Source organism: Bartonella sp. bp_1 (assembly GCF_055808085.1).
Genome location: NZ_CM147851.1, coordinates 1,726,240 through 1,741,047, shown reverse-complemented (window position 1 = coordinate 1,741,047; position 14,808 = coordinate 1,726,240). Strand labels below are relative to the sequence as shown.

Here is a 14,808-nt window from a genome sequence, read left to right as displayed (position 1 = left end):
AAGATTATGCGCGGCAAGGCTTTGACAGCGAATCGGTTGAGTGATGGATTAAGCGTCTGGTATGGCAAGGACGGGCTTTGGCATACGTCGATTGAACAGGCGTTGATTGTTTTAGATGACGCATTGGAAGCAGAATTGAAGGCGGCAGCTGATGCCGCCCTTACGGCTAACCTGGTGGTTGATGCCAATCTGATTGATCTGGAGTTGCGCGATGGCCAATATGCGCCGATCCGTTTGCGTGAGCGCATTCGCGCAGAGGGGCCGACGGTTGAATATGGTATGGCGATAAAGGGAGCGGCACATGTATCGTTATGATGAATTTGACCGTGATTTTGTTCATGCGCGTGTTAATGAATTTTCCGATCAGGTTGAACGTCGCTTGAAAGGTGAAATCACAGAAGACCAGTTCAAACCTTTGCGTTTGATGAATGGTGTTTACTTGCAACTTCATGCCTATATGCTGCGCGTTGCTATTCCTTATGGAACATTGTCTCCACGCCAAATGCATAAGCTTGCCCATATTGCCCGCACTTATGATCGCGGGTATGGCCATTTCACGACACGCCAGAATATCCAATTCAATTGGCCTAAGCTTTCTGATGTTCCGGCTATTTTGAAAGATCTGGCCGAGGTTGAGATGCATGCTATCCAGACATCCGGCAATTGTATCCGCAATGTTACATCGGATCATTTTGCTGGTGCTGCTGCTGATGAAGTTGCTGATCCACGCCCGTATGCCGAAATTTTGCGCCAGTGGTCGTCAATTCATCCGGAATTTACCTATCTGCCACGTAAGTTCAAATTCGCAATCATTGGTGCCGAGCGTGATCGTGCGGCCATTCAGGTCCATGATATCGGTTTGCAATTGAAGCGTAATGATAAGGGGCAACTCGGTTTTGCTTTTTATGTCGGTGGTGGTCAGGGACGTACACCGATGGTTGGCCGATTAATCAATGAATTTGTGCCGGAAGAGGATCTGCTCAGTTATTCAACAGCTGTTATTCGTGTTTATAATTTGCATGGCCGCCGCGATAATAAATATAAGGCACGTATCAAGATACTTGTCCATGAGACAGGTATTGAAAAGCTGCGTGAGGAGATCGAGGCAGAATTTGCAATCCTTAAAGACAGTGTTTTGAAATTACCGGAAGCCGATATTGCGGCAATACGCGCCTATTTTGCCGAGCCGGATTTGAAGCCCCGGCCGGAAGGCGCTGAAAAGGTCAAAAAAGCGCGCGCCAGCAATGTTGCATTCAACCAGTGGGTTAATCAGAATGTCATGGCGCATAAGCGTGATGATTATGCCATTGTCTCGATTTCACTTAAACCTGTCGGCGGTATTCCTGGTGATGCAACAGCCGACCAGATGGATGTGGTGGCTGATCTTGCCGAGCGTTATAGTGATAACGAACTGCGTATTTCTTATTACCAAAACATTGTATTGCCTCATGTTGCCTTAGCCGATCTTGAAACGGTTTATGAGGTATTGGTTGCCCATGATCTGGCAACCGGTAATATCGGGCAGATCAGTGATATGATTGCCTGTCCCGGACTTGATTATTGTGCCTTGGCGAATGCCCGTTCCATACCGATTGCTCAAGGTATATCAACCCGGTTTGCCGATATTGAACGGCAAAATGATATTGGTGAATTGCGGCTTAATATATCGGGCTGTATCAATGCCTGTGGCCATCACCATGTCGGCCATATCGGTATTTTGGGCGTGGAGAAAAAAGGTGAGGAACTTTATCAACTGACATTGGGTGGAGCTGCTGAAAATTTGACAACGATCGGTGAAATTACCGGTCCCGGTTTTGCACCCGATCAGGTGGTCGATGCGGTTGAGACTGTAGTAGATACCTATTTGAAATTACGCATTGATTCACAGGAGCGTTTTATTGATGCTTATCGCCGTGTTGGTATGGCGCCGTTTAAACTTGCCCTTTATGGCGAAAAGAATAAAGCTGCGTGAGGTGAAACAAGATGACAAATACGCAAAAGCTTTGGAGCAAAAACGGTTTTATCGATGATCAATATGCGTTGACGGATACTTTGGATGGCATTGGCAATCGCCGTGCGATTTTGCCCTTGGCTCTCTATCTGCAACAGATTGAAGAAAAAGGTGCGCAAAGTGTTGCAGATTGTGGCGTTTTGATTGCTGCTGATGAAAATGTTGAAGACATACTGCCCTATCTTGGGCAGTTACCTGTTATTGCACTTGATATTCCTATTTATAATGATGGTCGTGCCTATTCCAAGGCAGCACGGTTGAAAAGTCGTTATCAATATCAGGGAGAAATCCGAGCGGTCGGCGATATATTGATTGATCAGGTGTCGCATATGTTGCGCGCTGGCTTTGATACGCTTGTCGTGACCCATGCTTTGACACAGCAGCGCTTGGCCGAAAATAATATGGCTGTTTTTTCCGGTTATTATCAGCCGGGAAATGGTTTGAAACGTACAGAATCCCAGCGCCGCTGGCGTGCGTGAAAACACTGAATGGACATATCCAAGCGCTGTTTTTTATGACTGCTGTTGCTGAACCGGCCCTGCCAGAACGATATAGTTTTGTGCTGGCAGGGATATAGAGCTATCCGGTTATCAAATTGATCAGTGAGGGCACGGTTAAGAGCGCAGTATAGTAGCCCATGAATTGTACACCGGTATTGAAACCAAAAATGCGGTAAAGCAGCCCGCCAAAAAGGCCCACGGTTAGAACGACCAGAAGCCCGATCAGGCCACCTTCCCAAATACTGATGACCAACACTAGACCAACAAAGGTTGCTATAATGGCCTCGTGGCTGATTTTGCGTGAAACGAACAGTGCTGCAACACGCGCATAATTCATGGCAAAAGGGTAGGCAATCAACGCTGCCAGTACAACTGACAATAAGCCGTAGCCAAGAAATTCACCGGCTGACATCATGTTATGAAGATTATTAATGGAGCCAGTGATTGTATCAACCGTGAATCGTGGCGGTGCATTGAAAAGCGGCGCCGCCGGCCCCGCGGCAACCGGACTTAAAGGCAAACCAAAGGCGATCAATGGAATGAGGGCCTCGGCGATGTAGGTTGATTCAGAAACGCCATTGCGTACGCTTAGCACGGTGGTCAGTCGGTGATAGGCATGTTTGATCCGTGACCCGACTGCTTCGCCCAGAATAACGGTCATGGCTACTGGGCTGAATACAAAGGTTGCACTTGAAATGACCGCGGCCAAGGCTGTCCAACCGATTTGTTTTTTATCTAATACTTTGAGCGGGTTTGGGAAGTAACCGGTCCAGCCTTTGACGTCGGCTGCCAGAGAAAAATGGCGCGGACCACTGCGCAACATCTGCTTGCGTTCCATCGGAGACAGAACCGTAAACAATGAGGCTATCAATGGGCCAATAGCAATGCCGAGAAAATAGCTGACCCCCAGCTTGATATTGAATTGAGCTGTAAAGGCCTGAAGTCCGATGATGAGCATGATAAAGGGCAACAGCAATGCGACCGAGGCCAGACGTCCAGCTGAAAAATAGGCAATGAGAATGGCAGCGATCAGAAAAAGCCACGGTGCCGCTGCCGTTATGTAACTACCGACCGGTGCGAGAATAAGCGCAAAAAGAACAGCCATTGGCACAGCAATAAAGGCCGAGACAATGCCTCCCGATATCATTTTGCGCAGGGCTATGTGTGGTGCGCCGAGGTTGCGCATGGCCGAGGCTTGCGGCATCAGGGGAACAGCCAACGTATCTCCCGGTATCCCAAGAAGAGCTGTGGGGACAGCATGAGTCATATGTTTGGAAATGGCAGCGGCCATCCAGAAGGTAAAGACTCCGACGGGGGGCACGCCGATGAGAACCACCAATAATGTTACGGGTGCAATGGTTGTGGTTTCATCCGTGCCGGAAACGAGCCCGATGGCTGAAAATAGAATTGCTCCCAGCAATCCCATGCCGATGGCAATACCGATATCGATTAATAGGAATTCCATTTACACCTCCCGTTTTTTAGCCTTGTTTGCCGCTTCTTCACGTTCTTGACGTGCAAAAAGCTCGTACAGGTCTATGTCCTTCATTTCATGCACCGTAGCATCAGGCAGGTCGGCGGATGTACCGATTGTACCGTATTCGGTTACAAGCGCTCCGATCACATTTTGGCGTTCGTCTATTTCATCATATAATTCTGTGACGATGCGTTTTGGCTTAAAAAGAATTGCGCAAATTGCACCGGATGCGATGCAGCCTATGAGACCAACCAGCATAGCATAAGCATGGGCGAGTGCAGGCGTCGAGACTACGGACTGAAAAAGCCGTCCGGCAATCAGATAGGCACTAAGACTGATTACTGCACCAATGATAATGGCCATGATCAATTGCCGTAGATCGACAACATCGCCCCAGACCTCTGCTAACCGACCAGACGGTTCATACGGTGCCTCGATCGCTTTTGAAAAATTGTCCGACATAGCTCCTCCCTCCGTTTTTTAATGTCTTAAGCGTTTTAATATTTCATTGGCACGATCAGCCCGCACGTCGTGGTTTTCAGCCATTTCCTTGGCAACAATATCAATTTCTGAGCCAATTGCACCAGCGACAATGGCAATGTTGCGTGCGTGGAGTGCCATATGTCCGCGCTGGATCCCTTCTGTTGCCAAAGCGCGCATAGCAGCCATATTTTGAGCCAGTCCGACCGCAACAATGATTTCGGCCAATTCTTGAGCCTTGACAACATTAAGAACCTTGAGCGCCGCTTGAGCTGCCGGATGGGTTTTTGTCGCCCCGCCAACCAGCCCGACGGCCATTGGCATTTCAAGCGTGCCGACAAGATATCCGTCTTTGTCTTTTTCCCAGTGCGATAGTGATGTGTAGCGGCCTTTTTGAGCGGCGTAGGCGTGGGCACCTGCTTCGATCGCACGCCAGTCATTGCCGGTCGCGACAATGACCGGATCAATGCCGTTCATAATCCCTTTATTATGGGTGGCTGCGCGATAGGGATCAATTGCTGCCAGTTCATAGGCATCTAACATACCTTCGATGATCCGTTCGCCTGCATAGGCCTTTGTTGCGAGCGATTGAGGCGATAGGTGGATACGAGCCCGTGACAGTCGTAGGTCAGCCAGATTGGATAGAATACGCAAGCGGACATAGCCGCCGGTCAATTCTTCTAGAAGTGGAGCAACAGTTTCAGCCATCGTGTTGACCGTATTAGCCCCCATTGCATCACAGACATCAACCAGTAGATGAACAACAGTCATGGAGCCGCGTCGTGTATCGGCAAAGACATGTACTTCCAGATCGCGACACCCTCCGCCAAGCTTGATCAACATCGCATCGCGCGCATTGGCAGCCTCGATCAGACGTTGTTTTTGTGACAGGATTTTACTGCGTGCGCCATAGGGATCGGAAATTCCCAAAATTTGGATTTGGGCACGCATGATCGGTGCCGTAGTTGAGGTTTCAAAACCGCCATTTTCGCGCACAATTTTGGCCATATAGGACGCGGCTGCAACAATAGAAGGTTCTTCTACGGCCATGGGAATGAGATGATCGCGGCCATTAATAGTAAAATTGGTGGCGATAGCCAAAGGCAGTTCGAATTTGCCAATAACATTTTCGATCATGCCATTGGCAAGATCTAGCGGTAATGCATTGCCTTTGAGGTACCCCTTATTTTCTGCGTCGAGTCCGGTCGCTTTAGACAAGGCGTCAAGGCGTTCATCCGGTGTCATATTGCGCATATTTTCTATACGGGAATTAATCGTCTTTGTATGATGGCTTTTATCATTCATAACCTGTCCTCCTGAAATGGCTTGAAGTTTTTATTGAATGTCATATTAAATACATGGGACAATCAAGGGACAATTGTCATGGAAATTACTGGGACAGTTTGGCGTGATTGAATGAGCAGAGTCGATGAAATTGTAACTGCAACCGTGGCACGTATTCGTGATGGACAGTTCTCGGCAGGGCAACGTCTGCCTTCTGTGCGTATGGCGGCGCGACAGTTTGGGGTTTCAAAGAACACGATGGCGGAAGCTTACGACCGATTGGTTGCTTTGGGCATGGTCAAGGCACGTCAAGGGTCGGGCTATTATGTGCAGCGTCATATGGCTATAAATGCCAGTGTTGTGCGGCCCCACGTTCATATGGCGATCGATATTGCTTCATTGCTGCGCGAACAGTTAGATCATCATTATGACGTCAGGCCCGGTGATGGTCGGCCACCGGCTGAATGGATGGAGCATTCTGAGCTTAAAAAACAATTTGCGCAGTTTCGTATAACGAGTAAGGATTGGATTGATTTTGGTTACGGAACCCCTTGGGGTTACGGGCCATTGCGTGAAACATTGCAGGGACGGTTACAGGAACGCTCGATTGCAGTTGCTCCTGATGGTCTTATGCTCACCAGTGGCGCCAATCATGCAATGGATCTGATTGTACGTTATTACCTTTCACCGGATGATACTGTCTTTGTTGATGATCCGGGATATTATCCGCTTTTTGCCAAGCTCACACTGACAAGGGTCCGTATTGTTGGAATTAGACGTCTTGTCGATGGGCCAGATTTGGATGATTTGCAGGAAAAGCTATCCCTTTACCGCCCGAAACTATTCTTTACTCAATCCCATTTGCATAATCCGACGGGTGGCATGCTTAGCCCCACAAAAGCATTTTCTTTATTGAAAGCGGCTGAGGATGCGGGATTTGTTATTATCGAAAATGATGCGTTTGGCGATCTGCTATCACCAATGATAACGCGCCTTGCTGCATTGGCCGAACCGGGACGCGTAATCTATATCGGCACATTTTCTAAAACGCTGTCGGCCAATTTGCGCCTGGGTTATCTTGCTGGAGATCCGGATCTAGTGCGCAAATTGTGCCAGTTGAAAATGCTTACAACGCTGTCTGGTTCAGATTATGTTGAGCGGTTTGTCGACCGTTTGATCAATAGCGGGCATTATAGCCGACACCTGAAGCGGCTTGAGCAGCGTGTTGATGAAGCCGCCGTCCTTTCGATGAATGCGTTGGGTAAACTCGGGATAAAGATGCAAAATAACGTCAAGAACGGATTCTATTTATGGGCAGAGTTGCCGCAATACTGTCAGGAAGCAGAAATCGCTAGACAGGCTGCCGAACAGAGTATTTTTATTGCTCCGGGGCGGTTTTTCAGGGTGGATCAGCGTGAAACAGTGCCAGCGATTCGGGTGAACGTTGCTTATGGAAACCATCCGAAATTTATCGGTTTTCTCGCGCAGCAACTTGAATGCTGCCAATGAGACAAGGATGTCGATCATGAATGTTCCAGCAAAAATTCGAATTGTTGAAGTCGGTCCGCGTGATGGTCTGCAGAATGAAAGCAATGCACCGTCGACGAATGACAAGATACATTTGATCAATGCATTATCGGCTGCCGGTTGCCAAACAATTGAAAGCGGTAGTTTTGTTTCACCAAAATGGGTACCTAAAATGGCTGATAGCGGGGATATTCTGCGTCGTATTAAGCGCTATGATGGTGTTCGCTATCCCGTTCTGGTGCCGAATATTAAAGGGTTTGAAGCGGCAATGGCTGCGGGTGCCGAGGAAATAGCGGTTTTTGCTTCCGCGTCCGAAGCGTTTTCGCAAAAAAATCTCAATTGTTCGATTGATGAGAGTTTCGAACGATTTTTACCGGTGATTGAAACGGCCTCACGAGAGAACATCCGTATCAGGGGGTATGTCTCTTGCGTTCTGGGTTGCCCTTGGCAGGGTGATGTTGCATTAACCTCGGTTGTTCATGTTGCACGACGTCTTTTTGAGGCCGGCTGTTATGAAGTTTCTCTGGGTGATACAATCGGTGTTGGCACACCATTACAGGCGGCTGCGATGCTGGAAGCTGTGATGGGTGATATACCGATTGAGGCGTTAGCCTTACACTTTCATGATACTTATGGCCAGGCCTTGGCCAATATTGTTGCCTGTCTTCCTCTTGGCATTTCAGTACTTGATTCGTCGATCGCCGGTTTAGGCGGTTGTCCCTATGCAAAAGGTGCAACAGGAAATGTCGCATCTGAAGATCTTGTTTATATGTTGCACGGTATGGGTATCGAAACGGGGATTGATCTCGATAGGTTGATTGATGCCGGTATTATGATTAGTCGGATCATTGGCAAGCCACCGGCTTCCCATCTCGGCCGGTTGCGCTGGAATCAGGTTACTTAATACGTGTTGTACCTTTTTTTGGCACTTATATTCGGGCTTTAACCACAACCGGTAAAAAGCGTTTTTGTTTTTGAGCCTTCTTTGCTAGAAGGGGGTATGATAGGTTTCGCAAGCTACGATCATGAAATTCGGTTCCGGCCAAATAATGTCAAAATGATGTGTTTGCTTTAGGATTGTTATAATAGAGGTTCGATAATGGACGATTATGAGAAATTTGCGACCGGTCTTTTGATCGTATTCGGTGCGCTGATTATTGGCGGCTTGATGGCGATGCACATTGCTATCATGAACAAGCCGGGCTTTTTATTTGCACTGGCCGGTGGTGTAATTGGTTGGTTTTCCGCTTTTGCAGTGCTTTTTGACAAGCCGCGTGCCTATCTTGGCATGATTGTTCTGGCCGTTCTTTGTGTGGCTGTTTCCATTGGCTTTTACGTGCGTTGATACGTTCTATTATATTTTCGATCAACGCCGGACTTATCCGGCGTTTTTTATTGTGTAGAATACAGGTTTTGTTGACATAAAGAAATCTTTATGTCACTGAAAATGCCTTGTTTGAAAGGTATTGTTATGGCCCATCCCGCTTTATCTCTTTTTGGTGATTTGGAACCAAACAAGGATCGTGTTGCGCAGCTTATACAAGCGGCAAACGAGCGAATCCTGATTCTGGATGGGGCGATGGGAACGCAGATTCAGGGACTGCATTTCACCGAGGAGCATTTTCGCGGACATCGCTTTATTTCATGTGAATGTTCATTGCAGGGTAATAATGACCTGCTGACTCTGACCCAGCCTAAAGATATTGAAGAAATCCACTTCAAATATGCGATGGCCGGTGCCGATATTCTGGAAACAAACACCTTTTCTTCTACTTCGATTGCGCAAGCTGATTATCAGATGGAAGAAATGGTCTATGAATTGAACCGTGATGGTGCAAGACTTGCACGTCGTGCGGCAGAGCGGGCTGAAAAGGAAGATGGCAAACCCCGTTTTGTTGCTGGTGCCATCGGGCCGACCAACCGTACCGCATCGATTTCTCCAGATGTTAACAATCCGGGCTTTCGGGCCGTTACTTTTGATGAATTACGGATTGCCTATGGCGAGCAAATACGCGGTTTGATGGATGGCGGCTCTGATCTGCTATTGATCGAGACAATCTTTGATACATTAAATGCTAAAGCGGCAATTTTTGCTGCTGAAGAAATCTTTATTGAAAAAGGTAAGCGTCTGCCTGTGATGATTTCCGGTACGATTACCGATATGTCAGGGCGTACACTTTCTGGCCAGACTCCGACCGCTTTTCTTTATTCGGTAGCACATGCGCGTCCCTTTTCTGTGGGGTTGAATTGTGCATTGGGTGCCAATGCCATGCTGCCGATGGTGCGTGAAATGGCACAAGTGTCGGAAAGCTTTATCTGTGTCTATCCCAATGCGGGTCTGCCTAATGCTTTTGGTGAATATGACGAGGATGCCGATACCATGGCAAGCCAGATCGAGCAATTTGCCCGTGATGGTCTGATCAATATTATCGGTGGCTGTTGTGGTACAACACCTGAGCACATCCGTGCCATTGCTGAAATTGTCAAACCCTATAAACCACGTCCATTGCCGAAGGTTGAGCCGCGTTTGCGCCTTGCCGGTCTTGAGCCTTTCACGCTGACGGATGATATTCCTTTCGTCAATGTCGGCGAGCGGACCAATGTGACGGGTTCGGCGCGTTTTAAAAAGCTGATCACCGGTGGCGATTATACAACAGCCCTGGATGTGGCCCGTGATCAGGTGGAAAACGGCGCCCAGATTATCGATATTAATATGGATGAGGGCTTGATTGATTCCAAAGCGGTCATGAAGGATTATCTCAATCTGCTGGCAGCCGAGCCTGATATTGCCAAAGTGCCGATCATGATCGATTCCTCGAAATGGGAAGTCATTGAAGAAGGGCTCAAATGTGTACAGGGCAAGTCGGTTATTAACTCCATTTCACTAAAAGAAGGCGAAGAGAATTTCATTGCACAGGCAAAATTGGCGCTTGCTTATGGCGCAGCTGTTGTTGTGATGGCTTTTGATGAAACCGGACAGGCCGATACGAAAGAGCGCAAGGTCGAAATCTGTACGCGTGCTTATAATATACTCACGCAAAAAGTTGGTTTTCCGCCACAGGATATCATTTTTGATCCGAATATTTTTGCCGTTGCGACCGGTATTGAAGAGCACAATAATTACGGTGTCGACTTTATCGAGGCGACAAAGGAAATCCGGGATACTTTGCCCTATTGTCATATATCGGGCGGTGTGTCGAATTTGTCTTTTTCATTCCGTGGTAATGAACCGGTACGCGAAGCAATGCATTCGGTCTTTCTTTATCGTGCAATCCAGAACGGTATGGATATGGGCATTGTCAATGCCGGACAATTGGCTGTTTACGACCAGATTGATCCAAAATTGCGCGAGACCTGTGAAGATGTTGTCTTGAATCGTGATGCTGGTGCGACCGAACGCTTGTTGGAATTGGCCGAAGAATATCGCGGACAGGGTGGTGGCGAAAAGCGTGAAAAGGATTTGAGCTGGCGTGAATTGCCGGTAGAAAAGCGCCTTGAACATGCGCTTGTCAACGGTATTACCGAATATATTGATGCTGATACGGAAGAAGCGCGTCTTGCGGCTGATAAACCGCTGCATGTCATCGAAGGCCCGTTGATGGCCGGTATGAATGTTGTTGGTGATCTTTTCGGTGCGGGTAAGATGTTCTTACCACAAGTGGTCAAATCGGCGCGTGTCATGAAACAGGCTGTTGCTGTTCTTCTGCCCTATATGGAAGAAGAAAAACGTCTTAATGGCGGTGAAGGCCGTCAAAGTGCAGGCAAAATCATTATGGCAACGGTCAAGGGTGATGTCCATGATATTGGCAAGAATATTGTCGGTGTTGTTTTGGCGTGCAACAATTATGAAATCATCGATCTTGGCGTTATGGTGCCGGCACAGAAAATTCTGGATGCTGCCAAAGAGCATGATGCGGATGCAATCGGCCTTTCGGGTCTGATTACGCCTTCTCTTGATGAAATGGTCAATGTTGCAGCTGAAATGGAAAAACAGGGTTTTTCTATTCCTTTGTTGATTGGCGGGGCGACAACAAGCCGTGTTCATACGGCTGTGAAAATCCATCCTGCATATAAGCGTGGGCAGGCGGTTTATGTGCTTGATGCCAGCCGTGCAGTTGGTGTGGTGTCGTCCTTATTATCGGATGAACTCAAAGACAAGACGATTGCCGATATACGTGAAGAGTATAAAAAGGTTGCTGAAGCACATGAAAAGAACGAGGCTGTTAAAAAGCGTCTACCGCTGGCAGAAGCCCGTGCCAATGCGCTTCAATTGGACTGGAAGAATTATACTCCGCCTAAACCGACATTTTTGGGTACTAAAAACTTTGATAGCTGGGATCTTGCCGATCTTGCCCATTATTTTGATTGGACTCCGTTTTTCCAGAGTTGGGAATTACGTGGGCGCTATCCGGCTATTTTGCAGGATGAAAAGCAGGGCGAGGCTGCGCGCCAGCTTTATGATGATGCACGCCGTATGCTTGACAAGATTATCGCTGGTAAGTGGTTTGAACCCAAAGCGGTAATTGGTTTCTGGCCTGCCAATCGGGTGGGTGATGATGTTGCGCTCTATACCGATGAAACACGTAAGGAAAAACTAGCCACATTCTATACCTTGCGCCAGCAACTGGCTCGTCGTGACAATGTTGCCAATTTGGCGCTGGCCGATTTTGTTGCTCCAATTGGTGTGCCGGATTATCTTGGCGGATTTGTCGTAACTGCAGGTCCGGGAGAGGAACGTTATGTCAAGCAGTTTGAAGCGGCCCATGATGATTATTCGGCCATTATTGTCAAAGCATTGTCTGACCGTTTTGCTGAAGCTTTTGCCGAACGGATGCATGAGGAAGTGCGTAAAGTCCACTGGGGATATGCGCGCGATGAGAATTGTTCACCCGAGGATCTAATCTTGGAAAAATATGCCGGTATCCGTCCGGCCCCCGGCTATCCGGCACAGCCTGACCATACTGAAAAACGGACACTTTTCGACCTTCTTGACGCAACGCGTTTTACCGGTGTGGAATTGACTGAAAGTTATGCCATGTGGCCCGGTTCGTCTGTCTCGGGGCTTTATTTCTCCCATCCTGATAGTTACTATTTCGGTGTGGCAAAGGTGGAGCGCGATCAGGTTGAGGATTATTCGGCTCGAAAGGGGATGGATATCAGCGAGCTTGAGCGTTGGCTCGGCCCGGTTTTAAATTATATTCCCCGGTAAGAGGATAAGATGGTCGATTATAAAGAGATTATAGATAGGATTTCATTTCAGCCGATTACGAATCCGAAGGTCTATAACCCGGCCTATAAGCCGAAAAAAATCGTTGAGCTTGAAGAGGCTCTTGGGAAAGCGATACCGGACGATCTTAAATATTGTTTGCTAACCTATGGCTCAAGCAGCATTGATGATAACGGTTATACCGTGAGAGATGGCGATGCGATAATGGCCTTGCGTGTCAAATATTTTACACCTGAATATAGCATTATGAACGATTGGAAAGAGACAACGGAAAGGTTGCCAAAGGGCGTTTTTAAAGGTGATCCGCGACTTTATCTCCCGATTATATCGGGTGATATATATGAATATTTGATGGATTTCAACGAGGATGGTTATGGGGCTATCCATGCGATCCGAAACTTATATAAAAATAAATCGCCAAATACCGATCTGTCGAAAGAGATTTTTGAAGACATTTATGTCGCCCCATCGCTCACTGTTTTCATGCAAATGCTGGGGCCTTATTGGGACTTGAGTAGTAAAGCCAATGCCGTGCAAAGAGAGCTTTTTGCGCGTTATTGGGGCCGCTACGAAGCCAATCCTGAAAATACACCTACAACTACTGATAGCCCTGAAGAGTTGATGCGAATGGCCTTTGAAGACCGTAAAAATTTCAAGCTCGACGGTGTTGGCAGCATTTTGGGGCGGCTTAATTTCTTTAAGAATTATGAAAGTTTTGAAAAAACAGTCAATTGGTACCGCGATGAGGCGATTAATCATAAAATCAATCCGCTGCCGCAGCTCAAACGTCAAAATATCTATTTCGGCAATATTGCCGCTATCAAGTTCCAAGATGGTCTTTATGAGTTTTCGGTTAGCAGTACGCTTGAGCCGCAATTGACGATGACAGAAACATTTCTGTTGCGTAAGACAAAGGGGGAAAAAACCGGCTTCTTTAAAAAAGCAGTTGATAACTGGATGCTGATCCGGCGCAGCAATTCAACCATTGAGGATATCAAGATCAATGGTTTGGGCACTTTGTTTTACACGGATAAAGATCATTGGTCGCTGAAAAGGCGTACCAAACCGGCTTGGTCGCCTTTGACCGCCAGTCTTTTCATTGTTGTCATGGAAGACGGCTTGACCAAGGAATTGCTTGATGTCGCCAAGGATCTGATGAAACGACAGGATTTGAATGCAATTTTTGAGACTTACATCTTCAATCTCTATACCACCGATATTTATCCCGATTATCTGGCGTTTGACAAAGATGAGCGGGATGAAAATAAAGACCTTTTTCCCACCGTTAATAAGCCCGGTGAAATCTGGGAAAAACTGATCAAAAAACTGCAGCTCTACATCACTCGTAAAGGTGATATAATCATGGTTGTCGATACATGTTATGATGAGGATCACCAGTTAACCTTGGGGCTTTTCGGCAAAGAAATCAAAAAAACAAAGATCGATGATCTTATCTGGGATGGAGTATCGTGATGAAAATCGGTTTTATCGGCACGGGTGATATTGCAGCCGCCATGATTGAAGGTTTGATGGCAAGCGATCTGGATGTCCGTCAAATTACTATTTCGCCACGCAATGCCGAAATGGCGGCCAATCTTGCCAAGCGACACTCATTGGTCAACATAGCCGATGATAATCAGTCTGTGATTGATGCATGTGATCATGTCTTTATCTGTCTGCGCAGCCAGATTGCCGAAGAGGTTCTGCGCGGTCTTGATTTTTCAAAGATCAAACAGGTCATCAGTGTTCTGGCAATGGCGTCCAGCGCGCAGGTTGAAAGCTGGATCGGCCGTCCGGTATGCCGTGCTGTACCTTTGCCCTTTGTTGCCGAGCGCAAGATGATGACCCCGATCTATCCTGACAATCCGTTTTTACACACTATGTTTGATGCATTGGGTGGGGCAGTTGTGGTGCATGAGGAAAGCCAGTTTAATCTTTTTATGACCGCGGGATCTTTCATGGGGGTTTATTACCGTTTTGTCGGTACGACAGCTAACTGGTTGAAAGGTCAGGGTATGGACGAGGAAACCGTCAATTCTTATCTTTCATCTCTTTATGCTAATTTGTCGGATGAAATGCGCAATCAGCAAAAACCCGACTTTAAAAAATTGGAGCGAGAATATTCGACACAAGGCGGAACCAATGAGCTGATTGCCAATACATTCGGTCAACAGGGCGGGGAAGATATTCTCATCCAAGCTATTGAAGCCGGATATAAAAAAATCAGTGGCTAGAGCATGTCCAGCATAAGTAGATTGCCGCTTGTTGTTTGAATAGATAATGAAATGACATTTAGAATATC

12 protein-coding genes are annotated in these 14,808 nt (G+C 47.2%); 9 read left to right on the top strand and 3 right to left on the bottom strand.

All coding sequences use genetic code 11. The annotated features are described in order from the left end of the window. The first annotated feature begins 6 nt into the window (after nt 1–6). The 3 genes from ACYZ97_RS08650 to ACYZ97_RS08640 are packed head-to-tail and all read left to right on the top strand — an operon-like array spanning nt 7 to nt 2,490. Entirely contained in the window at nt 7–315 is a 309-nt protein-coding gene (locus ACYZ97_RS08650) for a DUF2849 domain-containing protein (protein WP_473298166.1), read from the top strand. Next, a complete protein-coding gene (locus ACYZ97_RS08645; RefSeq protein ID WP_473298165.1) occupies nt 302–1,972 on the top strand; it encodes a nitrite/sulfite reductase in 1,671 nt (556 codons plus the stop codon). The genes ACYZ97_RS08650 and ACYZ97_RS08645 overlap by 14 nt, the downstream gene beginning before the upstream one ends. Nucleotides 1,973–1,983: 11 nt before the next feature. Continuing rightward, nucleotides 1,984–2,490: a DUF934 domain-containing protein gene (locus ACYZ97_RS08640; RefSeq protein ID WP_473298164.1), complete on the top strand. Its 507-nt coding sequence runs from the start codon at nt 1,984–1,986 to the stop codon at nt 2,488–2,490. Between the two features lie 100 nt (nt 2,491–2,590). Here ACYZ97_RS08640 and ACYZ97_RS08635 read toward each other — a convergent pair whose 3' ends face one another. The 3 genes from ACYZ97_RS08635 to ACYZ97_RS08625 are packed head-to-tail and all read right to left on the bottom strand — an operon-like array spanning nt 2,591 to nt 5,773. Next, complete coding sequence (locus ACYZ97_RS08635; protein ID WP_473298163.1) at nt 2,591–3,976, bottom strand: tripartite tricarboxylate transporter permease; 1,386 nt, start codon at nt 3,974–3,976, stop codon at nt 2,591–2,593. After that, entirely contained in the window at nt 3,977–4,450 is a 474-nt protein-coding gene (locus tag ACYZ97_RS08630) for a hypothetical protein (protein ID WP_473298162.1), read from the bottom strand. It lies immediately after the preceding gene. Between the two features lie 18 nt (nt 4,451–4,468). Next, complete coding sequence (locus ACYZ97_RS08625) at nt 4,469–5,773, bottom strand: hydroxymethylglutaryl-CoA reductase, degradative (protein ID WP_473298161.1); 1,305 nt, start codon at nt 5,771–5,773, stop codon at nt 4,469–4,471. A gap of 111 nt (nt 5,774–5,884) precedes the next feature. Between ACYZ97_RS08625 and ACYZ97_RS08620 the strand changes: the two genes are divergently transcribed. The 6 genes from ACYZ97_RS08620 (at nt 5,885) to ACYZ97_RS08595 (ending at nt 14,740) form a co-directional block, all read left to right on the top strand. Continuing rightward, nucleotides 5,885–7,261 (top strand): aminotransferase-like domain-containing protein, encoded by a 1,377-nt coding sequence (locus ACYZ97_RS08620; RefSeq protein WP_473298160.1) that lies wholly within the window; start codon nt 5,885–5,887, stop codon nt 7,259–7,261. A 16-nt stretch (nt 7,262–7,277) separates the two neighbouring features. After that, complete coding sequence (locus ACYZ97_RS08615) at nt 7,278–8,183, top strand: hydroxymethylglutaryl-CoA lyase (protein ID WP_473298158.1); 906 nt, start codon at nt 7,278–7,280, stop codon at nt 8,181–8,183. 195 nt (nt 8,184–8,378) lie between these two features. Next, nucleotides 8,379–8,624: a hypothetical protein gene (locus tag ACYZ97_RS08610; protein ID WP_473298157.1), complete on the top strand. Its 246-nt coding sequence runs from the start codon at nt 8,379–8,381 to the stop codon at nt 8,622–8,624. Nucleotides 8,625–8,750: 126 nt separating this feature from the next. Beyond that, entirely contained in the window at nt 8,751–12,488 is a 3,738-nt protein-coding gene (metH, locus tag ACYZ97_RS08605; protein WP_473300669.1) for a methionine synthase, read from the top strand. 9 nt (nt 12,489–12,497) lie between these two features. Further along, nucleotides 12,498–13,979, top strand: coding sequence for an SMI1/KNR4 family protein (locus ACYZ97_RS08600; RefSeq protein WP_473298156.1), 1,482 nt, complete (start codon nt 12,498–12,500; stop codon nt 13,977–13,979). Then, nucleotides 13,979–14,740 carry a pyrroline-5-carboxylate reductase gene (locus ACYZ97_RS08595; protein WP_473298155.1) on the top strand — a complete coding sequence of 254 codons (762 nt, stop codon included), beginning with the start codon at nt 13,979–13,981 and terminating at the stop codon, nt 14,738–14,740. Before ACYZ97_RS08600 ends, ACYZ97_RS08595 begins: the two co-directional genes overlap by 1 nt. Nucleotides 14,741–14,808 lie beyond the last annotated feature (68 nt).

Coding starts and splice junctions, on each gene's coding strand:
- ACYZ97_RS08650 (WP_473298166.1), top strand. CDS start 7: ATGCGCGGCAAGGCTTTGACAGCGAATCGGTTGAGTGATGGATTAAGC.
- ACYZ97_RS08645 (WP_473298165.1), top strand. CDS start 302: ATGTATCGTTATGATGAATTTGACCGTGATTTTGTTCATGCGCGTGTT.
- ACYZ97_RS08640 (WP_473298164.1), top strand. CDS start 1,984: ATGACAAATACGCAAAAGCTTTGGAGCAAAAACGGTTTTATCGATGAT.
- ACYZ97_RS08635 (WP_473298163.1), bottom strand. CDS start 3,976: ATGGAATTCCTATTAATCGATATCGGTATTGCCATCGGCATGGGATTG.
- ACYZ97_RS08630 (WP_473298162.1), bottom strand. CDS start 4,450: ATGTCGGACAATTTTTCAAAAGCGATCGAGGCACCGTATGAACCGTCT.
- ACYZ97_RS08625 (WP_473298161.1), bottom strand. CDS start 5,773: ATGAATGATAAAAGCCATCATACAAAGACGATTAATTCCCGTATAGAA.
- ACYZ97_RS08620 (WP_473298160.1), top strand. CDS start 5,885: ATGAGCAGAGTCGATGAAATTGTAACTGCAACCGTGGCACGTATTCGT.
- ACYZ97_RS08615 (WP_473298158.1), top strand. CDS start 7,278: ATGAATGTTCCAGCAAAAATTCGAATTGTTGAAGTCGGTCCGCGTGAT.
- ACYZ97_RS08610 (WP_473298157.1), top strand. CDS start 8,379: ATGGACGATTATGAGAAATTTGCGACCGGTCTTTTGATCGTATTCGGT.
- metH (WP_473300669.1), top strand. CDS start 8,751: ATGGCCCATCCCGCTTTATCTCTTTTTGGTGATTTGGAACCAAACAAG.
- ACYZ97_RS08600 (WP_473298156.1), top strand. CDS start 12,498: ATGGTCGATTATAAAGAGATTATAGATAGGATTTCATTTCAGCCGATT.
- ACYZ97_RS08595 (WP_473298155.1), top strand. CDS start 13,979: ATGAAAATCGGTTTTATCGGCACGGGTGATATTGCAGCCGCCATGATT.